The sequence below is a fragment of the Sphingobacterium sp. 18053 genome, assembly GCF_902706145.1.
Classification (GTDB): Bacteria; Bacteroidota; Bacteroidia; order Sphingobacteriales; family Sphingobacteriaceae; genus Sphingobacterium; species Sphingobacterium paramultivorum.
This window is the reverse complement of sequence record NZ_CACSJW010000003.1, coordinates 602,484-624,958: the sequence shown is the minus strand read 5'-3', so window position 1 is coordinate 624,958 and position 22,475 is coordinate 602,484. Positions and strand designations below refer to the sequence as shown.

The 22,475-nt window shown below is 37.7% G+C and carries 19 protein-coding genes; 6 read left to right on the top strand and 13 right to left on the bottom strand.

Annotated elements, in window-relative coordinates; genetic code table 11:
- Positions 1 to 36: 36 nt before the first annotated feature.
- The 5 genes from GVK91_RS09360 (at position 37) to GVK91_RS09335 (ending at position 7,108) form a co-directional block, all read left to right on the top strand.
- Positions 37 to 3,201 carry an efflux RND transporter permease subunit gene (locus GVK91_RS09360; RefSeq protein WP_159728137.1) on the top strand — a complete coding sequence of 1,055 codons (3,165 nt, stop codon included), beginning with the start codon at positions 37 to 39 and terminating at the stop codon, positions 3,199 to 3,201.
- Positions 3,202 to 3,222: 21 nt separating this feature from the next.
- Positions 3,223 to 4,647 (top strand): efflux transporter outer membrane subunit, encoded by a 1,425-nt coding sequence (locus GVK91_RS09355; protein WP_159728135.1) that lies wholly within the window; start codon positions 3,223 to 3,225, stop codon positions 4,645 to 4,647.
- Positions 4,648 to 4,683: 36 nt separating this feature from the next.
- The gene (locus tag GVK91_RS09350) at positions 4,684 to 5,232 is read left to right on the top strand and encodes a biliverdin-producing heme oxygenase (RefSeq protein WP_228280151.1); all 549 of its coding nucleotides are present in this window, start codon (positions 4,684 to 4,686) and stop codon (positions 5,230 to 5,232) included.
- 348 nt (positions 5,233 to 5,580) lie between these two features.
- Entirely contained in the window at positions 5,581 to 6,621 is a 1,041-nt protein-coding gene (locus GVK91_RS09340) for an aldehyde reductase (RefSeq protein ID WP_153847669.1), read from the top strand.
- Positions 6,608 to 7,108 (top strand): Crp/Fnr family transcriptional regulator, encoded by a 501-nt coding sequence (locus tag GVK91_RS09335; protein WP_159728133.1) that lies wholly within the window; start codon positions 6,608 to 6,610, stop codon positions 7,106 to 7,108. The genes GVK91_RS09340 and GVK91_RS09335 overlap by 14 nt, the downstream gene beginning before the upstream one ends.
- An 81-nt stretch (positions 7,109 to 7,189) precedes the next feature.
- Here GVK91_RS09335 and GVK91_RS09330 read toward each other — a convergent pair whose 3' ends face one another.
- Complete coding sequence (locus GVK91_RS09330; RefSeq protein WP_159728131.1) at positions 7,190 to 7,891, bottom strand: LytTR family DNA-binding domain-containing protein; 702 nt, start codon at positions 7,889 to 7,891, stop codon at positions 7,190 to 7,192.
- Positions 7,892 to 7,958: 67 nt separating this feature from the next.
- Here GVK91_RS09330 and GVK91_RS09325 point away from each other — a divergent pair, with 67 nt between their 5' ends.
- Complete coding sequence (locus tag GVK91_RS09325) at positions 7,959 to 9,080, top strand: IS3 family transposase (RefSeq protein ID WP_159728011.1); 1,122 nt, start codon at positions 7,959 to 7,961, stop codon at positions 9,078 to 9,080.
- Positions 9,081 to 9,173: 93 nt separating this feature from the next.
- On the opposite strand, the gene GVK91_RS09320 is transcribed toward GVK91_RS09325, so the two are convergent.
- The 12 genes from GVK91_RS09320 to GVK91_RS09265 form a co-directional block, all read right to left on the bottom strand.
- Positions 9,174 to 9,575 carry a hypothetical protein gene (locus GVK91_RS09320; RefSeq protein WP_153847664.1) on the bottom strand — a complete coding sequence of 134 codons (402 nt, stop codon included), beginning with the start codon at positions 9,573 to 9,575 and terminating at the stop codon, positions 9,174 to 9,176.
- Between the two features lie 23 nt (positions 9,576 to 9,598).
- The gene (locus tag GVK91_RS09315) at positions 9,599 to 11,551 is read right to left on the bottom strand and encodes a nucleoside-diphosphate sugar epimerase/dehydratase (protein ID WP_153847663.1); all 1,953 of its coding nucleotides are present in this window, start codon (positions 11,549 to 11,551) and stop codon (positions 9,599 to 9,601) included.
- A gap of 13 nt (positions 11,552 to 11,564) precedes the next feature.
- Entirely contained in the window at positions 11,565 to 12,620 is a 1,056-nt protein-coding gene (locus GVK91_RS09310) for a GNAT family N-acetyltransferase (protein ID WP_159728129.1), read from the bottom strand.
- A 260-nt stretch (positions 12,621 to 12,880) separates the two neighbouring features.
- Positions 12,881 to 13,375: a GNAT family N-acetyltransferase gene (locus GVK91_RS09305; RefSeq protein WP_121125665.1), complete on the bottom strand. Its 495-nt coding sequence runs from the start codon at positions 13,373 to 13,375 to the stop codon at positions 12,881 to 12,883.
- Positions 13,376 to 13,445: 70 nt separating this feature from the next.
- Positions 13,446 to 14,432, bottom strand: coding sequence for a hypothetical protein (locus GVK91_RS09300; RefSeq protein ID WP_159728127.1), 987 nt, complete (start codon positions 14,430 to 14,432; stop codon positions 13,446 to 13,448).
- Between the two features lie 33 nt (positions 14,433 to 14,465).
- Positions 14,466 to 15,269, bottom strand: coding sequence for a phytanoyl-CoA dioxygenase family protein (locus tag GVK91_RS09295; protein ID WP_153847661.1), 804 nt, complete (start codon positions 15,267 to 15,269; stop codon positions 14,466 to 14,468).
- A gap of 69 nt (positions 15,270 to 15,338) precedes the next feature.
- The gene (locus GVK91_RS09290) at positions 15,339 to 16,370 is read right to left on the bottom strand and encodes a GNAT family N-acetyltransferase (protein WP_153847660.1); all 1,032 of its coding nucleotides are present in this window, start codon (positions 16,368 to 16,370) and stop codon (positions 15,339 to 15,341) included.
- A gap of 45 nt (positions 16,371 to 16,415) precedes the next feature.
- Complete coding sequence (locus GVK91_RS09285; protein WP_153847659.1) at positions 16,416 to 17,564, bottom strand: glycosyltransferase family 4 protein; 1,149 nt, start codon at positions 17,562 to 17,564, stop codon at positions 16,416 to 16,418.
- Positions 17,565 to 17,661: 97 nt separating this feature from the next.
- Positions 17,662 to 19,044, bottom strand: coding sequence for a polysaccharide lyase family 1 protein (locus GVK91_RS09280; protein WP_153847658.1), 1,383 nt, complete (start codon positions 19,042 to 19,044; stop codon positions 17,662 to 17,664).
- A 201-nt stretch (positions 19,045 to 19,245) separates the two neighbouring features.
- Positions 19,246 to 20,346: an NAD-dependent epimerase gene (locus GVK91_RS09275; RefSeq protein WP_159728125.1), complete on the bottom strand. Its 1,101-nt coding sequence runs from the start codon at positions 20,344 to 20,346 to the stop codon at positions 19,246 to 19,248.
- A gap of 53 nt (positions 20,347 to 20,399) precedes the next feature.
- Entirely contained in the window at positions 20,400 to 21,521 is a 1,122-nt protein-coding gene (locus tag GVK91_RS09270; protein ID WP_153847656.1) for a glycosyltransferase, read from the bottom strand.
- A 13-nt stretch (positions 21,522 to 21,534) separates the two neighbouring features.
- A complete protein-coding gene (locus GVK91_RS09265; protein WP_153847655.1) occupies positions 21,535 to 22,449 on the bottom strand; it encodes a hypothetical protein in 915 nt (304 codons plus the stop codon).
- Between the last annotated feature and the right edge of the window lie 26 nt (positions 22,450 to 22,475).

The window sequence follows — 22,475 nt, the reverse complement described above, 5'->3', positions numbered from 1 at the left end:
TCACCTTATTTTACTTATGCTAAAGACTATTATACCATGTTAAAAATTTTTATTGATAAGCCAGTTATCGCTACTGTAGTTTCCATCATGCTGGTCATTCTTGGCGCGGTAGGTCTGATGGATCTACCTATACAACAGTTTCCGGATATAGCACCTCCAGTGGTTCAGGTTTCGGCCAATTATCCCGGTGCCAACGCCGAAACGATGGTGCGTGCGGTAGCGCCACCGCTGGAGGAAGCCATTAATGGAGTTGAAAATATGACCTATATGAGTTCCACTTCGAGCAACGACGGTACACTCATCATATCCGTATACTTCAAGCTGGGCACAGATCCCGACCAGGCCGCTGTAAATGTACAGAATCGAGTTTCATCTGCTACGGGATTGCTTCCTCCAGAAGTTGTCCAGGCCGGTACTACCACCCAAAAGGTACAAAATTCGCTTATTATGGCGATTAATTTGATGAGTGATAAGCCCGAACTATACGATGCAACATATCTGACCAATTATGCTCAGATCAACATCATTCCGGAGTTAAAACGTATACAGGGCGTTGGCCAAGTCACTTTTTACGGCAGTAATAGAGATTATTCGATGCGGATATGGCTCAATCCGGCGCAAATGGCCGCTTACAACATTACACCAACAGAAGTGATGGCCGCCGTCAAAAGTAAAAATCAGGAAGCGGCACCGGGAAGGTTTGGTGAATCAAGCGACAGATCTTTCGAATATGTACTCAAATATGCGGGTAAGTATACTAAACCCGAGGACTATGGGAATATGATCATCAGAACGAATGGAGATGGCAGTATGCTCAAACTTAAAGATGTCGCCAAAGTGGAACTGGGCAGTTACACCTACAATTCATTAAATACCGTGCACGATAAAAAAAGTGTGCTATTCCAGGTCATACAGCTGCCTGGTACCAACTCGAGAGAAATACAGACGAAGGTTGCCGAATTTTTGAAAAAAGCTGAAAAAGATTTTCCACCGGGGATCAAGCAGCAGATACTCTACAATACCAAGGATATGCTTGATCAATCCATTGATCAGGTAGAGCATACACTTCTGGAAGCCTTTATTCTTGTTTTTATAGTCGTATATCTATTCCTGCAGGATTTCCGGTCCACACTGATTCCGGCTATTGCAGTTCCCGTGGCGGTTATAGGTACGTTTTTCTTTATGTCTGTCTTCGGGTTCTCTATCAACCTGCTCACCCTATTTGCACTCGTATTGGCCATAGGTATAGTCGTAGACGATGCCATTGTCGTTGTTGAGGCAGTACATTCCAAACTGGAAAATAAAAATATGACAGCCAAAAAAGCAACGATGTCCGCGATGCACGAGATTACTGGTGCCATCATCTCGATTACTTTGGTTATGGCAGCAGTATTTCTTCCCGTTGGCTTTATGAAAGGGTCCGCAGGTGTGTTTTACCGTCAGTTTGCCTTTACTTTAGCTATTGCAATTGTTATTTCTGCATTGAATGCTTTGACCCTCAGTCCCGCATTATGTGCCTTATTGTTGAAAGATGTCAATCATGGTCATGCTGAAGAGCCCACAAATTTTAAACAGCGTTTTTTCTACGCTTTCAATAAAGGCTTTGAAAATATAACAGCTAAGTATGTTATAGCAGTGAAAAAGCTGATCAAGTTTAAATGGGCAAGTCTCGCTGGGTTAGCGCTTGTTGTTGTAATTACGGGCTGGCTTATTCGTCGGACTCCGACAGGTTTTATACCGTCAGAAGATTTGGGTTTTATTGCAATTTCGGTCAATCTTCCCCCGGGTTCGTCCATGAATAGGACGCAGGCAGTCCTTGATGAGGCGGCCGATAAGGTGCGGGATATGAAAGCGAAATTTGCATTCAATGAAGTAGCAGGTTTCAATGTGTTGACAAATTCCACCAGTCCGTCATCCGGAGTAGCCTTTTTCAGGATGAAAAAGGATGGTGAGCGTGGATCGATGAACGATGTCTCTGCTAACATTGCTGAAATTCAAAAACGGCTCAATACAATAAAGGGAGCCCAATGCTTTGTGTTTTCTTTTCCTACCGTTCCTGGATTTAGCAATGTGGATGCGCTGGATCTGGTCCTCGAGGACAAAGCCGGCGGCAAGCTGGATAAATTTGGTGGTATTGCCAACAAATTTATTGCCGAGTTGAGCAAACGCAAAGAAATAGCTGTCGCATTTACCACTTTCCGTGCAGATTATCCACAGTACGAGATGATTCTAGACCACGAAAAAATCGAACAATTGGAGGTGGATGAAAAAGATGTTTTGGGAACAATGCAATCTTTCTTCGGCAGTGCGCAAGTTTCCGATTTCAATCGCTTTGGTAAGTATTATCGGGTCATGGTACAGGCCGATAAACAGGAACGTGCAGATCCGGCTTCGATGAACGAAGTCTATGTCAAGAACAGATCTGGCAAGATGGTTCCCGTAAAAACAATGGTCAGTTTGAAAAGAGTCTTTGGTCCAGAGGTGATTACACGATATAACCTTTTCAACTCGATCGGTGTCAATGCTGTGCCCAAAGCGGGCTTTAGTACCGGTGACGCTATCCTCGCTGTCCGGGAAGTCGCAGCTGATGTATTGCCATCAGGTTACTCGTATGAATTTTCGGGAATGACTCGGGAAGAGATCTCGTCCGGGGGCCAGTCCGTGATTATTTTTTCGCTCTCTCTACTATTTGTTTATTTCCTGCTGTGTGCCCAGTATAACAGCTATATACTTCCTTTGGCCGTAGTTTTTTCAGTTCCAACAGGTATCATTGGCGTTTTTGCAGCTATCGGCATGGCAGGCATTGACAATAATATCTATATCCAAGTGGCACTGATTATGCTGATTGGGCTACTTGCCAAAAATGCAATCCTGATCGTCGAATTTGCGGTACAGCGCAGACATGCAGGGCTTACATTGCTGCAGGCAGCATTAGAGGCAGCCAAACTGCGTGTCCGTCCTATTATTATGACCTCAATCGCATTCGTCGCTGGTATTTCCCCTATGATGCGGGCCACTGGACCGTCCGCGATGGGAAACCATTCCATCAGTATAGGTGCTGCAGGGGGAATGATCAGTGGTGTCATTCTGGGATTGTTTATCATACCGGTGCTGTTCGTTGTGTTTCAGGCTCTGCAGGAGAAAATATCGGGTAGGAAAACGCAACCAACACCAGCGATCCAACATGCTATAGAAGCTTAAGACAAATAAAAGAGACAATTTATGAGCTATTTAACTAAAAACTATCGTCAAATTATTCTTATCACTGCATTACTAGGCACCTTGGTTGGCTGTGCGATCACTAAAGACGTCCAGTTGCCCAAACCAGAACTTCCTGCGGGTTTCCGTGGAGAGACCGATAAAGATACGCTTGGTATCGCAATGCTGCCATGGAAGAGTTTTTTCACGGATAAAGTGTTGCAGGTAATGATCGATAGTACCCTGAAGAAAAACTTTGACATGCAGGTCGCGCTGAAAAATATCGAATCAGCACATCTGCTTGTACGGCAGTCAAAATGGAACAATCTACCTGTTGTCAGTCTCAATGCAACGGGAAATACAAGTAATCCTTCTAATTACAGCCTCAACGGGATGACGGCAAGTCAGTTTTTAGGGGCCAATCATATCGAGGATTATTCCTTAGGAGCCAGTTTGACTTGGGAAGCCGATGTATGGGGAAAGATCCGTAATTCCAACAAAGCCGTGCTTGCCGCTTATTTACAGAGTGATGAGGCTCGTAAAGCCTTGCAGACCGATCTTATTATCAGTGTTTCAAAAGGCTATTATAATCTTCTTATGCTAGATCAGCAGCGTCGTGTCGCAGTAGCGAATATGGCATTAAATGATAGTACTTTGCGTATTACAAATGTGCAGTATAAAATGGGGCAGGCCACCTATTTGGCGGTTCAGCAAGCAGAGGCACAGCGACTGGCAGTCGCGGAGCTGATCCCGCAACTTGAAAAGGAAATCATATTGCAGGAGAATGCGCTACATGTGCTTGCTGGTGAATTGCCGGGTATACAGCTGGGGCGTACTGTGCTTCATGAGATTAAGTTTCCGGAGCAGCTCTCTACTGGTGTGCCCATTGATATGGTTCGGCGACGACCAGATGTCCGGAGCCGCGAGCTGGACCTGGTGATTGCGAATGCAAAAGTAGGCATCAGCAAAGCGCAGATGTATCCTGCACTTCGAATTACTGCCGCAGGCGGAGTGGGGGCACTGAAAGCAAGCGATTGGTTCAATATTCCGGGAGCACTCTTTGGTACTGTGGGCGGAACTATCTTACAGCCATTACTCCAGCATAAGGAACTTGGCACACAGTATAAGATAGCTGCTATTGAACGAGAGAAAACAATTGTTGCATTTCAAAAAACAGTCTTGGGAGCGGTTGGAGAGGTCTCCGATGCCATAGTAAAGATCGAGAAGCTGAAACAGCAGCAGTACATTACAGCCCAACGTGTCAATACACTGCAGCAGGCAACAGCAAATGCCAATACCCTTTTCGTGAATGGCATGGCAAACTATCTCGAAGTGATTACAGCACAGGTTAATGTATTGCAGAGCGAACTTGACCTCGCATCTGTCCGACGTCAGGAGCTGTCTGCCATTGCCGACCTGTATCGCAGTCTGGGTGGCGGTGTAGAATGATAGAACAAAAATCACCTTTTACAATAAAAAACAATAATGATGATACAAGAAGAATTAAGAAATCAAACCGCCTCACCGCACCAACAATTGGAGAAATTGGTTGTCGCCAGATTAAAGTCGATCCGTAGCAATGCGGAATACGCAGATCTGTTGAAAATATTTTATAGCTATTTCAAGAATTTAGAAGAAGCCATTGCTCCATATATCACTGCGAATATATTGGCAGATTATCCCGAAAGGCGACATGCCGTTAGTCTTGCTGAGGATATCGTGGACTTAGGTGGAGATCTGAACGAACTTCCAGAAGTACATGTCCCTACCATCGACAGTATGGCAAAGGCGCTGGGTGCACTTTACGTCATGGAGGGTTCCGTGATGGGCGGGATGGTCATTGTTCAAATGCTTGGGAAATACGGAATCACTGAAGGAGTATCGTTCTTCTCCGGCTATGGTTCAGAAACAAATCAGAAATGGAATGTCTTTATTGATGTTTTGCGTGCAAATATTTCGGAAGAACATGCTGCAGATGCCATTTATGCGGCACGAGAAACGTTTGCCCGATTTGCTGATGCATTTCAAATCTGATTATCTATGGTGTCCCCGTTGTTTTTTGGTGTCAGCGGGGCGCCATTTAAGTATTCTAAAAATATGTGTTATGATTGTTATGATTTTTTTCCAAAAGAGATTAAGCTTAAAAATAGAAACCCTTGGAAGCCTTGGTCATCTTTTCGACTGTTTTATTCTCGTCGGGAATGACGTTGAGGTACTCGACGAGTTTGCTCTTTATCTGGAAAAGATGGATAAAACCGTTTATATCTGCTCCGAGATAGGTGAAGTAGCGCAACTAATCACAAAAGATGTAAAAAGCCTTATTTCTTAACAAATGGTAATGGTAGCTTGATGAGATCATCCGAACTTTATAAATAAAAGGAAATGAAAAATCAGCAAGTATTACTGACCGGAGTTACCGGTTTTTTAGGTGCACATACGGCCATTCAATTGCTCAATAAAGGCTATGAGGTGATAGGTACACTACGGAACAGAGATCGCATATCATCGATAAAGGAGGTGATTGGCCAACATACCGATCATTTGGATAAGCTGCACTTTGCAGTCGCAGATTTAAACGATGCAAGTATCTGGAACGATCTTGCAAAAGGAGTGGACTTTATCCAGCATGTTGCATCACCTTTCCCGACAACACTGCCCAAGAATGAGGATGAATTAATCGTACCTGCAAAAAACGGTACGTTAAATATTTTGAGTGCCGCGGTAGACAACAATGTTAAGCGGGTTGTGATGACCTCTTCTTTAGCCGCTATTGCTTATGGTAGACAAAATAAAGAACCCAACAAAATTTTAACGGAAAGCGATTGGACGGATATAAGCCGCGAGAGTGATCTTACGCCCTATTATAAAAGTAAAACCATCGCCGAGAAGGCCGCCTGGGATTTTATCAGACAAGATGCTAGCTCGCTGGAATTGGTTACGGTATGTCCAGGGGCTATTTTGGGGCCGGTGATCGAAAAAGATTATGGTACTTCTGCAGAGATCGTTGTCGCCTTGATGAACGGGAGTTATCCCGCTTTGCCTAAGATCGGTTTCGATCTTGTCGATGTCCGTTCTGTAGCAGATCTCCTTATTTTGGCCATGGAAAGCCCGGACGCAACCGGCAATAGGTATATCGCTGCCACGGGGTATTTAACGCTCAAGGCTGTTGCGCTCATCCTTAAAGATCATTTTCCGGGACATAAAATTCCTACAGCAGAATTTCCTAACTTTATAACAAGGATGCTGGCGCAATTTCGCCCCGAGCTCAAACCGGTTTTGTTGGAGATGGTTCGGAGGAAAACAGATATCAGTAAAGCGCAGAGAGAACTGGGATGGAAGCCCATTCCGGTCAAGGAAGCGGTAATCGCCTGCGCAAACAGTCTATTGGAACTACAAATCGTAAAAAATAATGGAAAAACTTAGGGCTGCACTTGCTTTTGGAGGAATACTTGCTGCAAGCGATATTGATCTGCTTGCTGCGAGTTTTAAATTACGCCAGGTAAAAGCGGGTACCTATATCGAAGAACTCCATGAAGTAGCGTCTGAGATTCTCTTTGTTGAAAGCGGTATCTTACGTTTGCTGGGTGCGGATATATCAGGCAATGATGTCACGAAGCATTTTATCAAGGAGCACCAATTTTTCGCAAATCTTGAAAGTTACTATACTAGGCAGCCGGCTACAGAGGCTATTCAGGCAGTTGTTGCCAGCAAGATCTATACGATAGCTTTTTCAGCTTTTGAACGGTATTTTCAGACCATTCCAAATCTATATGTTTATTTCAAAACCTTTAGTGAGGCTTCATTGCTTCAAAAAATAAAGGATAATGATTTTCTGAATTATGGCGATGCGAAAACCAAATACTTGGAACTTTTACGACGTTACCCAGCGATCGTTCAACAGGTTCCATAGCAATATATCGCTTCTTATCTCAAGATTACGCCGCAGTCCTTGAGCAGAATAAGGAAAGAGCTCACTTAAATGCGATCGCTCTTATTTTTCAATCCATTCCCGAAATGTCGCCGTATTGCTTTGACTGGTTTTTAAATAAGTTTCAAATTCTTTTAATTTGATAGCAAGCGTATTTTTTTTATATCGTTCGATCTTTTCGATGTAAGGTTTGTGAACAAATTCACTTCGGTTGATACGGAAAAAGTCCAAAGGGTTGAGTTGCTCCTCAATTTCTTTCAATGTAGTTTCAGTAAGTAGATGTTTCTTACCTTTGGTATCGTAAGCAAAAATAATTCCTTCATCGGCTTCAAAAAACAAAATGTTTTCTGTTTCTAAGAAATAAATCCCTTGATTCGTATTGATGGAAAAACGTTTTTTATACTGTTTTTGGATGAAATTTTGCTGAAAAAATTTGGTTAGATTGACGATTGCCTTTTCTTCATTTGAAGTAGCATTTCCAAGTAAAAGATATTTGTCCCACGCTTTTAGAAATCGTTCTTTAGAGAAAGGTTTCAGTAAATATGCGATACCATTGCCATCAAAAGCATCCATCCAAAATTGGTCGTAAGCCGTGGTGAAAATGATAGGACACGAAATATAAACTTGCTGGTAAATCTCAAAAGCATTTCCGTCCAAAAGTTCAATATCCGAAAAAATAAGGTCAGGTTGGTGGCTTTTCAAAAAAAACACAGCAGATTGAACTGTATCTAATTCGGCGATGATTTCGGTTTGACCTCTCCCCAAAAAACTGGAGCATTTAAAAGTAGAGAATTCGGACTTGAATTACTAATTTTAAAAGGGAGGAAAAACGATGAAAAAATCAAAGTTTACCGAAGCACAGATCGCCTTTGCGATCAAACAGTCCGAGACAGGTACCCGTGTGGAAGAAGTCTGCAGAAAAATGGGTATCAGCGAAGCTACGTTCTACAACTGGAAGAAGAAATACGGTGGCTTGGGGGTATCGGAGCTGCGTAAGCTCCGGCAATTGGAAGAAGAAAATGCACAGCTGAAAAAGCTCGTGGCCGATCTTAGTCTGGACAAACAGATGCTCCAGGATGTATTAAAAAAAAAAGTTTTAAAGCCTTCGCAGCGTAGAACCATGGTTACCGGACTCATTTCTGATTATCGAATTTCCCTACGCAGAGCGTGCGAGGTATCTCTGCTGAGCACCTCAGTTTGGTATTATAAACACCATAGACCAGATGACAGTCCATTACGTCTTCGCATAAAAAGCATTGCTGAAACACGTGTCCGTTACGGCATAGAGCGGATCGTCGTTCTTTTGAAACGTGAAGGCTGGCGGGATAATCCAAAACGGATTTATCGAATTTATAAAGAAGAAGGCTTAAATCTACGGGTGAAAAGGCCCAGACGCTGCCGCGCCGCCGCTCATCGATCCGAGAGACCGGTTTTTTCCAATTTACATGACTGCTGGAGTATGGACTTTGTCGCTGATGCGCTGTTCGATGGCAGGAAAATCCGCTGCTTAACTATAGTGGATAACTATAGCCGTAAATGCATGGCTATTGCGGTTGGACAGGGGCTTAAAGGAAGTGATGTTGTTTCTGTTTTGGAAGGGCTCCGACTATTCCAACAGGCAATACCCAGAAAAATCCAAGTGGATAACGGATCGGAATTTATTTCCAAGGAGGTCGATAGATGGGCTTATGAACATCAGGTGGAATTAGTTTTCTCCAGGCCAGGAAAACCAACAGATAATCCGTATATTGAATCATTCAATGGAAGTTTTCGGGACGAGTGCCTGAACGCGCATTGGTTCCTGTCATTGGAAGATGCGAAGGAAAAAATTGAAACCTGGAGGGAAGAGTACAATACCTTCAGACCCCACAGCTGTTTAGGGGACATGACACCTGAAATGTTTATCGAAAAACAGGTCAAAACAGCAGAATTTTCTACTTTAGAATACTCTTAAATTCGGGGAGAGGTCACTAATTTTGAATTATTTAGTTTTGGATATAGCTAGTTAGGGTGAGATTACAATAGGAGGGTAGGCTTCAGGTCATCTTTACAATAAAAAATAACCATTTTTGCCTGTTGAATTCTTATTTGAAGGTGAGTTCTCGGAAATGAGATTTAATAGATCATTATATTTTTCTAACAAGCCAATATATTTATTCATCCAGAAATAAACAGAATTATTATCGGCATCTGTATTTTTTACAGAAGAAGCATCTTGTGTACTAAGCACGTGACGATGGTTTTTTACTAACGTTTCCGGTAGTTCGGCCGTGAAATCGTGTCCAATTATATTACCAACTTCTAAGAGAATTTGAAGATTCAAATTCTCTTGTTCAAACCAATTATATATTGTTCTTCTACTTACTTTAAGCTTTCGGGATAATTCGCTAATCCCAATACGTTCCATTCGAAGAACCTGTTTTAGAATATTTCCTACGTGTATGCCCATAATAAAAAAATGTTAAAGTTGATCTAATTAGTCTCACAAAAGTCTAGCTCTTCATATTTGGAATTATTACTGATGAAATCTGGTAGAATTTCTTTCATTTTTTTTACCATTTCATAGTCATTGTTCAAGCTATTTAAGCACAATAATTCCTCTGTAACCTGATGAACATAATTAAAGCTATAATCAATAATTTTAGATATTTTAATCTTTTGATGATGGGTCGGAATAGTTTCTTCTTCTAAAAGGAGTAACTCCTCATATAACTTTTCTCCGGGGCGTAGTCCGGTAAAAACAATTTTGATATCCTTATCAGGCGTCATGCCGGCAAGTTTGATCATGTTCTTTGCCAGATCAACAATCTTAACCGGGTCTCCCATATCAAAAATAAAGATTTCACCTCCATTTCCCATTGCTGCAGCTTCCAATACCAATTGTACAGATTCAGGAATAGTCATAAAATATCTGGTTATTTCTGGATGGGTAACTGTTATTGGGCCACCCTTTTCTATCTGAGCTTTAAATCTCGGAATGACAGATCCGTTTGACCCCATAACATTCCCGAAACGGGTCGTAATAAATTTAGTTTTTGGTTTAAGTAAACTCTTAAAATTTGCTCTAACGTTCTCCGAAGCTGATAATATATTATTGTTATTTAGCGATTGGATATACATTTCTGCAAGACGTTTAGAAGCTCCCATAATATTAGTGGGTTTTACAGCTTTGTCTGTAGAAATCATAATAAACTTTTCTACCTCATGATCTATCGAAAGCTCGGATATGTTTTTCGTACCTAATACGTTGGTTAATATAGCTTCTGCAGGATTATTTTCCATCATCGGAACATGTTTATAAGCCGCTGCGTGAAAAACAATCTGTGGTTTAAATTCTTCAAACAGTGTTTTCATTCGGCTTTTGTTCTGGATGTTGGCCATGAATATTTTGGTTTTACCTTCGGGATAATAATCTTGAATTTCAAGCTGAAGTTCGTGTAAAGGTGTTTCTGCCTGATCGCAGAGGATGATATACTCTGGTTTATAGTTTAAAACCTGACGTACAATTTCGGAGCCTATTGAGCCTGCTGCTCCGGTAATCAAAACTCTCTTTCCGTTTATCTCTTTTGATACATTATTCTTTTTGAGGATAATAGGTTCCCGTTGTAAAAGATCTTCAATTTTCAAGTCCTGTATCTGATTAGGACTTAATTTACCATATAGCCATTTATCAGAAGACGGCACTGTAACTACTTTAATACCCAGTTCTATACATTTTTCAATTGCTTTCTTTTTTCCATTAATATTTAGATCGTTGCCAACTAATAAAACTTTATTGATAGCATATTTTTTCTTAAGAGTTTCTATGCAAAATGACGGATATACATTTTTTTGTTCTATATGTTTGTTTATTTTATCCAGATCATCATCAATAAAACCAAAGACATTTATAGGTGTTTCCTGACAGGTATCCAATGCTTTTTTCACCAGAATTGAGGTGCTGTCAGTTCCATAAATTAAAATATTATCCTTTATATTTCCGGGTTGTAAATCTTTTAAATATCCAAAAATGTGTTTGACGGCTATTCTCAAAATAATTAACAAGGATGAAGAAATAAAAAAGTTCAATAACAGTACTTTGTCAAACCATTTCCACGGAAGTTTAAAATATGGAGCAACAAACAAATTACTGATAAGCATAAAACCAATACTGCTTATTAGCACTGCCATGAATACGCGGAAGATATCTTCTGTATTGGAATATCTTATGATTCCTGTATGAATTCTCATGTTGATAAACACGTAAATAGAGATCACACTGTAAAGTCCTATATATAGGATATTGCTGGTGTAAAACAATTCAGCAGATTCAGTTTTTTTTGTCAGCAATAAAGACATAAAGAGTGTCCAGATTACGATTAACTGATCGATCAATAATATCAGCCATCTTGAATGTACTTTATTGCTAAATAATAACTTTTTCATAATAAGAGTAATTTTAGATAAATGATAGAGAGGAAAATAAGGTAATGAAAGCTCTGTATAAAGGGAAATAGTCGATTGCTATTTTTTTATCAATTCCGCGCTTATCAAGCAAATAGTTGTATGCTTTGCGGTTTGCAATGAACCGGAAACTTTTATAGTTTAAGAACAGATCTGAAAAAGCCGATTTCCATCGGAACAGGGAATCTTCTTTAAAGCCGAGCCCCCCACCTAGATGAAGAAACTTCATTCCCCTTTCCCGTCCAATAATGGTAATTTCATCAACTAGAAATTTTGCAGGAGATTGATTTAAATATGATGCTTTAGTAGCAACCAAATGTGCCTGAATAATGCCGTGAGAAAAAGAGATGATCATTGCACATGTAATTTCATCACCTAAATAAACCAATAATAATCTGCAATCAAACTCTTTTGAATGAATTAGGTTTGTAAAGTATTGTTTATCAAATAAATAGTATTCAGTTGAGCCGATTCGACGCATGTTTTCTGTATAGATATCAATGAATGTATCAATATCTTCCTGTCGTTTTGATTCCTTTACGAAGTATCCTTTATTCCGGCACCTTTTGATCGCTCTAGTGGCAGACCGATCGTACTTTTTACGCTGAACATCTAAAGGTAAATTCAGATCGAGTGCAACAGTAAGTCCATTTTCATGAACCCCCTCAAATTCTTTCATCAAAATATACTGATCAAAAAAAGGGTTCAATCGGGAGAATACGGAGACTATCTGTTCGTTTTTCAGAAATTTTAAAAATGACTTTTTAAAATTATTGATTAATCCTTCATCCAGGTGTTCGAATTTTTTACTTGCAATTGGTCCAGGATATCCATACACAGAGCTTAAATCAAAAAATGGCGAATCAGGGATAACTCTTTTGAGGAACGGAAAGGCTATGAAATTTTCACCTTCTTCATAAATCAAGAGTATAGGATTACCACTATTGTCTAAAGAATGATAATGCCAGGTATGATAAAAATCGTGTACAAAAGAGCGTTTAATGTAAGAATTCCATTCGCTTCTTTCGTTAAGGGTAAGTAATTTAATCATAGAATACATTTTTAGGTGGTCACAAGACCAAGAGGTTAATCAAATACTAACATATATCAGCTACTATTGGAGTATTGCATTATTTAACGGCATAAAGTCGCATCTGTATAAGGGGAAATACTCAATCTTATTATTAGGATCGATTCCTATACGATCAACTAAGGAATTATATATTGGCTCATTGGCGCCATACGTAGTCTTTCCATTGCTCTTTGTGAAAAAGAGTAATTAATTTTCTCATGATAGTAAGTGAACTAAGGTTAGATGGGAAACTCTTTTTTATTTAATTTCATTTTAATAAATCCATTTACTTCATTGGAGCCTACTGCAACAAAACCCATTCTTTCGTAAGTTTTATAAGCAGGAATATTTAATGGATTTACCTCTAATAAGACACATTTTAAACCTAGTTCGAAAAAAGCATACTTTAATATAAGCTTTGTAGCTTGCTTGCCTATTCCGTTTCCCCATAAGCTTTTTTCACCTATGAATATATGAAAGGATGCCAGTCCATTATTTATAGTTAATAACTGAATATTTCCTATGTATTGATTGTTTTCTTTAAGACAAATTGCAAACCGTCGTTCATCCTTATTCTCTAATTTGCCTTTTATCCATTCCTGTTCAGTTTCTAAAGAAACGTATCTATCAGGTTTAAATTCAGTATATTTCCAGATGTCAGAATCATTTCTCCACTGATAAGAGACATTTGCATCGCTTAAAACCAATGGTCTTATATAAACTAAATTATCCATCCTATTTTTTTAAAAGATTTAAAGTAAATTCATAATGTGAATCAAAAAATAAAGAGGCTAGTAAATAGAATTAAGATGCTAGTTCATGTATTATATCTTTCAACACACAAACTATTCGTTCCATATCTTTTATAGTATACCGATGATCTATTGGTAGTGGGACAAGGTGTTTTGCCAGATGATTTTCAAACATCTGTTCGTTTGTCCACTTAAAAACATTAGGCCAATAGGTAGGAACAAATATTTTATTCGCTATAAGTTTAGTTTTAACTTTATCATTTGAAATAAGAAGAGGGTATACCATAGGAACAGCATCTAAAGGTATTTCAATATCAAGTTCATTTATTAGAGCCAAATTTTCCTGCAGATAATTATAGTTTTGTTTTCTTATTTTTTCACTGTTTTGATAATTAATTCCAGAAAGAATTTTCTGCGTTAGAACAGACATCTTTTTTATATCGTTGTTTTCAAGACTTTTATCGTTTTCAACAAAATTCCCATATGAATTTTCACTCCCAACATCGATACTCTTTATAAGATGTAACAATCTATCAAAAGATATGTCCGTTTCTATGTTCAATCGGAGACTACTATTAAGTTGCAAGTAAGCACCATCAGAGACGCCAAAAAACTTTCTGCATGAATATATTGTATCGATGTTATCTATTGGTTTTGAAAAGAAGGCCTGCGAATTATCAACAATTAAATTTTTAACGTTTTTGCTTAATTTTTCTACTGTATGCTGTTTTATGCCAAAATAGTTGGTATACAAAAAGCATTCAGTATATCCAATTTCAAAATCAACAATAGGGTCTAACTGTTTATCCAGTGTATAAAACTCATATGGAACTGCCAATTTTAACATAGGTTCCAATATCGTATCACACGTAAAATAGGGTATATAAATTTTAGTATACCCCTGAACCTTCAATATATATTCTAATGCATTTCTGGTTGTATTTAATTTTATGAGTGAAGGATAGTATTCTTCGCCATTTGAGAGTTGTAACTGAAAAAAGCCTCCAATGGTTTTCTGAAGTTCTTTTTGATCTTTCATAAAAATTGGAAGTTAAATTTTCTCAAAAAACTATTAACCTTGACTCGATAAATACATTCTTTTATGAGGAGGTTGATAAAACTCGTACAAATCTGATGGAATTCTGGCGTTGTAACCAACAACTTGCCTTAAGCTTTCACTTAAAGATTCTCCAAATTCATAACCTAAATATCTTGGAAAATCAAACATCGGCTTAAAGAATGGTTTGGTGAAACTTAATGTTAATACTTTTCTAGCATTTTCAGTATAATTTTTACCGGCAGCATGCCATAAGTTAGAATCAAACAAGATAATACTGCCTTTTTTTGTTATCGCCCTGTCAGCGTGTTTGTAAAAATATTCCTCACTTGGTTTAATATCTTCTTTGTGTGAGCCTGAAAGTAAATAAGTAGCACCATTCTCTTCTGTAAAATGATCAAGCAACACAATCATTTGGATCATCATTTTCATATTTCCGGTAAAACTTCTCAAATCCCGATGAATATTTTGAACATACGGCCTATCGTTTTTCATGTTAATAACCGCGCTAAACCCATTTAAAATATAGTTTCCACCTAAAAAGAAGCGTATTTCCTTATCACAAAACATTTGTTCTAAAAAATGTAAACTAAAATTGTCACATTCCAATAAATGATGAAGGGTTCCCTCCATATTTGTTTCAATACCGTTTTGGGTTTGGATTTCTCTTCTTTGCAAATAAGCCGGTTCCAGGTCATTAATAATTTGAGTAATCAGCTCTTCATTAAGAGCGTTTTCATATATAACCCAACCAAACTGATCAATTGCATTCTCAAAGTCACTAATAGTAGCTCCAGAGTAATTAAATATATTTTTCAAAGCATACAGATTTAATGGTTAAAAATTTATTTTTTTTAGAAAACCCGGTATTTTGAAATCGGATTGTTTTTATTTAATGTCCATTTCAGGGTAACGGTACAAGGGGAAATAATTTATATTTAAATCGTTCTTTCTTTCCTTGATCAGATCATTGTATACGACTGTATCCGATACAAATTTCCAGGTAGAATCTTCGAGAAACAGATTTGAAAAGGATGATTTGAATTTAAATAAGGAGTCTTCCCGACCTCCCAAACCACCGCCCAGGTGAAAATACTTCATTCCTAGCTGCCTACCTATTATACTTATTTCGTCCGTGAGTAACTTACTGGGCGATTGATTAACATAATCGACTGCTGTGGCAGACAGATGGTTTCGGATTATGCCTCCACAACACATAATAATTGCGCCGCAAATCATTTTAATTCCATCATACATCACGATTAACTTGCAACTATCCTCTTTAATGATTGCTGCAAAATAATCTTCGTTGAAAAAATAGCTTTTTTCTGCTTTCAGCCGGTGCATGTTCTCATTGTACATGGCCGTAAATAAACTTATTTCATCTCCGGTTTTAGCTTCTTTAATAATGTAAGGCATCTTTCTCAAGTGTCTAATTTGTCTGCCCATCCTTTTTTCATAGCCTGTTCTTTGCTCTTCAATAGAAATGGATAAGTCCATGTATACAGTTTTACCATTGTTGTAAATACCTCCTATTTTTTCAATCAACACTTTCTGGTCAATAAAAGGATTAAGTCTACAGAAAACACAGATATATCTTCCAGTGTTCATGAAGTTTAAGAAGAAATACTTGAAATTTTCAAGTATCTGGTCACTTATTTCTGCAAATTTTCTATTAGAAATCGGCCCTGAATAACCATATACAGAAGTCAGGTCATATAAACCTGAATTTTCAATTTCTCTTTTTAGCAGAGGTAGCACAATAAACACATCCGATTCTTCGTAAACGAAAAGAAATGGATCCCCGTTTTTCTCTAATGAATGATAGTGCCAGGTATGATAAAAATCATAGTTTACAGAATTATGGACATATGCTGTCCATTCTTCCGATTGTTGAAAATTGATCAAGCGATATGCCATGACTTATAATATTTTTAAAGAACTACAGTTTTTTAGATGTACAAGCTAGCCAACGTTCATGATTTTCAGCATTTCTGCATTGACAAGGTTCACATCAAATTTCTCTTTGGCGAATTTTCGACCATTGATACCATATGAGATAATATCTCGGGTATTATTTATGTAGTGCTCCATTTTGGAAGCAAGCGCTGGAATATTTTTTACCGGAACCAAAAAACCATTAGTACAGGAAGGTGAAACATTTACAGTTTCACGACATCCAACAGAATCGCTGGTAATGATGGCCCTTCCCATGGCCATGCCTTCTAGGATACATCTGGGAACACCTTCTCCATAATACGAAGGGAGTACAACGATGGATGAATTTTTTATATACGGTCTTACGTCATCCACTTGCCCAATATATTCTAAGGTATCTCCAGATTGAATTTTGAAATACAGTTCTTTGTTAATGGAGTCAATGTTATCATCAAAAGAACCAATAAGCCTGAATTTTATATCCGGGTATTTGGATCTGATGGTTTTCGCGGCTTCAAAAAACTCATTTACACCTTTTGCATTGATAAGGCGGGATATCATTAGAAAACTGATATTAGTAGTTTCTGGTTCAGAATAATCATAATGGCCCAAATCCACACCAGAACCATTTACTACAAATGCCTGATGTTTAATTCCGATTATACCTGATTCTATTAATTTATTATAATCATCTCGGTTCTGAAAAATGATTCTGACCCTCCGGTTTTCCATCAGGCTTAACTTAAGCAGTGTTTTGGTTATCAGGCTCACTATACTTTTTTTAGAACTATTATCGGTGAAATTATACCCCAGTCCGGTTAACATCGGAGTTATACAATCTATTCCACAAAGCTTTGCTATAATAGTTCCATAGATTACAGGTTTAAATGTGTAGGGAAAGAAAATATCCGGTCTTAGTTTCCTGATAACCTTGTATAATTGAATCATGTATGTAAGATCGGAGAGGATCGATACATTACTTCCGTTCAGATGATTTTCAAAAACAGTTACTCCAAGATTCTTTAGCTTTTCTTGAACATGCTGTTGTGAAATTTTTGGGGTATAAACAAACACCTCATTCTTCTTGATAAGTTCTTCAATGAGTTTACCCCTAAAATCAAGTAATGTACGCGGAGAATCGCACGCTATCAATACTTTTTTTCTATTTTCTGCCATAATAGTGGAATTAAAAAGAATTATACATGAACCAAAAGGCCACCTGACTTACAGTCAGATGGCCTTGCAATTAAATGTTTTAACTTACTTCTGTTGATTATAAAGTTGCGCCAGCACCTTTCATCACAATAGATGGAACATTTGCTGCAGCACTAAGTACTGATTTATATTCGTAAGTAGGTACCCAATTTGAAGGGGCCGTAGTAATTTTGTTTTTTCCAGAGTTATCAAATATATTGGTATTTTCACCGCTGATAACACCTGCTACAGGACTAAGTTCTGTTCTGATCGGAAGCGTAGTGTTTTTGAAATAACTATTTTCCACTCTTACAATTGCCCCCATAAAAGAGCTAACAAATCCTGCATTGTCATAATAGTTATTGAAAGTATGAACAGTTCCATATCTTACATTCGGACAACGTTCTGAAACATTATAGAAATAGTTGTTATGTACAGTAACACGAAGTTTACCAACAGATTCAGGTTCGTTGTAACTAAAACCGATCAGCATAGCTTTATGGTTGTCGTACAGCTTATTCCATGATAGTGTAACGTAATCAGCACCAGTTCCTACGTCCAACAATCCATCATAGTAATCCCAGTCGCTTACCCGTTCTGATGAAAGGTCACAGTGATCTACCCACACGTGGTGTGCACCACCTTTGATAATTATATTTGAATATGTTTTAACTTTGCTGATTGTCATATTCCGGATAATGATATTGCTCTTCCCGTAGATAAACAAACTTGCACCAATCAGTTTAGATCCGTTAAGGCCCAGAATCGTTTTATTAGATTGTACTCTAAGTAATCCAGATCCTGTAATTGTACCAGAAACTTGTATAATTAATGGTGCCGAGGATGAAACAGCACTTTGAAGCGCTGAAAAAGTTGACACAGTTACCGTCTGGCCGCCTGCACCTCCTGTTGTTTTACCATTTACAGAAGCATATCCGATAGGTTCATTAGTAGATACTGGAGGATCTGTGGTACCGGTTGGCGGAACTACTGGAGGTAATGTAATGCTTTGATTTCCTACAGTATAGGTGTATTTCTTACGATTGGTTCTCGGATCTGAGTTATCAGAAGCCGAAAGAAACAAGAAGCCCGATTTATGACTGAAACGACCTTTACCTAAGTTTCTGATTTCCTGGTGTACAGAGTGCGAAGGGCCTATTTCAACACCATTTTCAAATACTCTTACGGTTGATGCAGTTGGCTTATCGTTTGTGTCGCTTATTAAATTGGCGTCCATCGGAATTCGTACCGAAAATCCGCCATCGGAAATACCTTTTGAAACATTTACTGTGAATACAGAAGTTGAAGTTGTTGAAACAACACTTTGTAAATCCACATCGTTAGGCGCATCAATTGTTAGGTTTTCTACCCCTTCTTTTTGACATTGACTAAAGGTGAAAATTGTAAACAGTAGTGAGCTAAATACTAGCACTTTTGTAATTAATTTTGTTTTCTTCTGCATGAATTTGTGTTTTAAATTTACATCTTGGGCGCAAACCTAAAGGATTTGTAAATTAAAACACAATGCAGATAATGAAGTAGTTATCTAATTTAATTTTGAATATTTTTTTGTTAAGACTTGATATTTAGTTAGTTGTGGTTTTTCAAATTTTTGTTTTCGAGTAAAATTATTCAAGTTGTTAAAAAACCTTATGTTACAGTATTATGACAAACCATTTGCGGTTTGTATAATTTTTGTCTGATTTTGATAAGACACTGTATAATAGTTGTTGTACCATTTTACAAAATTTTTCACCCCTGTTCCCACACTTGTTATCGGTTGATAATGAAGGTTATTGGTTAAATCATTAATGTTAGCAGAAGTTTCGGCAACATCTCCGGCTTGCATAGGCAAAAAAGCTTTATTGGCTTTAATTCCAGTATGTTTTTCGATTTCATTAATAAAATTTAACAAACTTACCGGTTCTCCTCTTCCAATGTTATAAACAACGTAAGGTACTTTTGAAGTCGCAGGATCAGGGCTTTTCGCATTCCAATTTGGATTTGCTTGTGCGGGAGTATCAATTACTCGAACTATGCCTTCGACAATGTCGTCAATATAAGTAAAATCTCTACTCATCTCACCGCTATTGAAAACTTCTATTTCTTCACCTTCCATTATTGCTTTAGTAAAAATATATAAAGCCATATCTGGTCTACCCCAAGGACCGTAAACTGTAAAAAATCTTAAACCTGTCGTTGGCAAATTGAACAAATAGCTATAGGCATGAGCCATTAATTCATTACTTTTCTTAGATGCAGCATATAGTGAAATGGGATGATTTACGCTTTCATGTGTAGAAAAAGGCATTACCTTATTTAATCCATACACACTTGATGAGCTGGCATAAAGTAAGTGTTTAATTTTAAAATTTCTACAGCACTCTAAAACATTCAAAAAACCTTTTATATTAGTCTCTACATAAACTTCAGGGTTTGTGATACTGTATCTTACACCTGCTTGTGCAGCAAGGTTGCAAACAGCATCAAACTGAAAAGTTTCAAAACAAGTCGCTAAACTTTCACTATCACAAATATCCAATTTAATAAAAGTATAGCTTGGATATTTAGTACTTATCCTACTTATACCATATTCTAGTTCTGTCACATCTATTCCTGTTTCTATAAGTCTATCGTGTTTTAAGTTGACATCATAGTAATCATTGATGTTATCTATACCTACTACTGTATCTCCTCTTTCTAACAAACGTTTGGCTAAATGGAAGCCAATAAATCCGGCCGTGCCTGTGACTAAAATTTTCATAAGATATAAGTTTATAGATGAATTATAGATTGTTTGAGTCTTTTTATTAAAAGTTATAAGCTATTTACCCGGTGCAACTCTTCCAGAATGGAACTAATAAATAGCTCAGGACTGCGATCTTTGAGGTAGTCTTGCCTGCTATCGTTTTTCTGGCTGGGATAATCAGCGAGCGCAAACCCTATAGCTGATGTTAAAGAGTTGATATTATTGGGTTCAACTTTAAGAATAGAAGGTATTTTTTCAATGCCGCCGGCGCAAAGGGTTGAAACAACGGAGTCATTTACGGCCATCATTTCAAGCAAAACATTTGGAAATCCTTCTTTAATAGATGAGACAACACATAGTTTTGCTTTTTTATAATATGGTATTGGATTATCAACATGCCCCATTAGGATTACTCGATCTTGTAGACCGGTGTCTTTTATTAAAGTATTGAGATTTTTCCTTTCTTTGCCTTCTCCTAATATCAATAACTTTAGGTTCTCATGCTGTTGTGCAATTTTTTCAAATGCATGGATTAGTATTGAAAAGCCCTTTTCAGGAATTAACCTGCCGGCTGAGCAAATAAATTCTGAATCTGTCAGACTTTCATCTATAGAGGCTTCTGCTTTTCTTAATATATGATTTAGGTCAATCGGATTTTCTATTATTACAGCCTTATCGTTTGGGATAAATTTATTTTGGGCTAATAGCTGATTACGCATAATTCCCGTTTGGCAGACGATTAAATTAACGGCTGGATAACCTAATTTATAAGCTATCTGATAGCTTAATTTTTTGAGACCTGTATAACGGGTAAATACCGAAGTACATTCACGGACAATCAGGTTTGATTTTAGGTACCCAACGCGTTTGAGTAGGCCTAAATATGAATTTAGGTAAGGATTTGTGCTTATGATCGTGTAATCTTTTCTGTAAGGGTACAGCTCTTTAACAAGTTTTAAAAAGCCGATCAACATCGCCCCTTTAGTTAAATGCTTTACCTCCTGTTTTTTTGGTATGAAAAGGCGAGAATCAAATATATGTTTCAGAAATATTAATGGACTGTTTGTTACACCTGCTGCCATACACAGGATATTTTCTGCTCCACCTGCAGTATCAGACATTGATACAAATAATAATCTATTTGAAATCGTATCCATCCTTTGAAAATAATCACATTTTTCAGCTAACATTATGCGCCAATATTTAGTAAAGAACTTTTTTTAATAATCTATGTACGGGAGTAATGGGAGAATGTGTTCTTCTCTTTCCATCTACAACAATCAAATTGTCTCCAAAGCTGATATTATGCATACCTTCCAAATAAGGGGCTTCCGGAAATAATTCAAAATCAGGATCTGATTTAAATGAATGTTCAGAAAGTTCAGAAATCTTATTAATAATTATGGATCCTCCGTAACGGATTTCCAGATTCTGAGTTGGGCGGTAAAGTTGCCCGTTTACTATAAATAAGTTTCCGGCACTCCTGCAATTTTTTGAACTTACCGGAATGGGGTTTAATGCATGTGGTTTAAATTCCTCCTCTAATGAATCTGAATAGTATATGTATAGATTATTTAACATGCCATCTATATTGGTAAATAGCCAATGTTTTCCCTTGTAGTAGATAATCGAAGTATCTACATAGCGTGGCCCCACTAGCAAAACCCTTTTCTTCTTCAACTCGGTCGAGTTTTCATGATCCAGCTGATAAAGACTTACTTCACCTGCATCTGCTGTTTCTGGAATGCAATAAAAATTTGACTTTTCTTCAAAAATGTATGGGTATGAAAAGTGTATCCCTTTTGGTGTAAGGCCAGATATCCTTTGTTTAGTGCTAAAATTAAAATTTTTAATTCTTGAAATTTTGCCTTTAATTTTCCAAAAGTTAAGCTCCTCATAGTAGATGAAAAGACTGGAATTAATTTTGACAACAAAGGGGTCTGCCGAATAATGGGCTTCATCCTCCTCCAGCCATACTACTTTTCCATTAAATCTTTTTCTCCGGATTAAATCTGCAGCAGATTGTTTAACAAATCCTATATTCCATTTGTCTGCACCAAAATACCTGTCAATTACGTTTTTCATGTTTTCATCAAGATTAAATAACAAGAATTTCATTATCCAAACCTGATTATGCAAATTCT

What these genes read in the sequence shown, in the direction of transcription:
- GVK91_RS09360 (WP_159728137.1), top strand. Translation starts at nt 37, where the DNA reads ATGTTAAAAATTTTTATTGATAAGCCAGTTATCGCTACTGTAGTTTCC.
- GVK91_RS09355 (WP_159728135.1), top strand. Translation starts at nt 3,223, where the DNA reads ATGAGCTATTTAACTAAAAACTATCGTCAAATTATTCTTATCACTGCA.
- GVK91_RS09350 (WP_228280151.1), top strand. Translation starts at nt 4,684, where the DNA reads ATGATGATACAAGAAGAATTAAGAAATCAAACCGCCTCACCGCACCAA.
- GVK91_RS09340 (WP_153847669.1), top strand. Translation starts at nt 5,581, where the DNA reads ATGAAAAATCAGCAAGTATTACTGACCGGAGTTACCGGTTTTTTAGGT.
- GVK91_RS09335 (WP_159728133.1), top strand. Translation starts at nt 6,608, where the DNA reads ATGGAAAAACTTAGGGCTGCACTTGCTTTTGGAGGAATACTTGCTGCA.
- GVK91_RS09325 (WP_159728011.1), top strand. Translation starts at nt 7,959, where the DNA reads ATGAAAAAATCAAAGTTTACCGAAGCACAGATCGCCTTTGCGATCAAA.
- GVK91_RS09320 (WP_153847664.1), bottom strand. Translation starts at nt 9,575, where the DNA reads ATGGGCATACACGTAGGAAATATTCTAAAACAGGTTCTTCGAATGGAA.
- GVK91_RS09315 (WP_153847663.1), bottom strand. Translation starts at nt 11,551, where the DNA reads ATGAAAAAGTTATTATTTAGCAATAAAGTACATTCAAGATGGCTGATA.
- GVK91_RS09310 (WP_159728129.1), bottom strand. Translation starts at nt 12,620, where the DNA reads ATGATTAAATTACTTACCCTTAACGAAAGAAGCGAATGGAATTCTTAC.
- GVK91_RS09305 (WP_121125665.1), bottom strand. Translation starts at nt 13,375, where the DNA reads ATGGATAATTTAGTTTATATAAGACCATTGGTTTTAAGCGATGCAAAT.
- GVK91_RS09300 (WP_159728127.1), bottom strand. Translation starts at nt 14,432, where the DNA reads ATGAAAGATCAAAAAGAACTTCAGAAAACCATTGGAGGCTTTTTTCAG.
- GVK91_RS09290 (WP_153847660.1), bottom strand. Translation starts at nt 16,370, where the DNA reads ATGGCATATCGCTTGATCAATTTTCAACAATCGGAAGAATGGACAGCA.
- GVK91_RS09285 (WP_153847659.1), bottom strand. Translation starts at nt 17,564, where the DNA reads ATGGCAGAAAATAGAAAAAAAGTATTGATAGCGTGCGATTCTCCGCGT.
- GVK91_RS09280 (WP_153847658.1), bottom strand. Translation starts at nt 19,044, where the DNA reads ATGCAGAAGAAAACAAAATTAATTACAAAAGTGCTAGTATTTAGCTCA.
- GVK91_RS09275 (WP_159728125.1), bottom strand. Translation starts at nt 20,346, where the DNA reads ATGAAAATTTTAGTCACAGGCACGGCCGGATTTATTGGCTTCCATTTA.
- GVK91_RS09270 (WP_153847656.1), bottom strand. Translation starts at nt 21,521, where the DNA reads ATGTTAGCTGAAAAATGTGATTATTTTCAAAGGATGGATACGATTTCA.
- GVK91_RS09265 (WP_153847655.1), bottom strand. Translation starts at nt 22,449, where the DNA reads ATGAAATTCTTGTTATTTAATCTTGATGAAAACATGAAAAACGTAATT.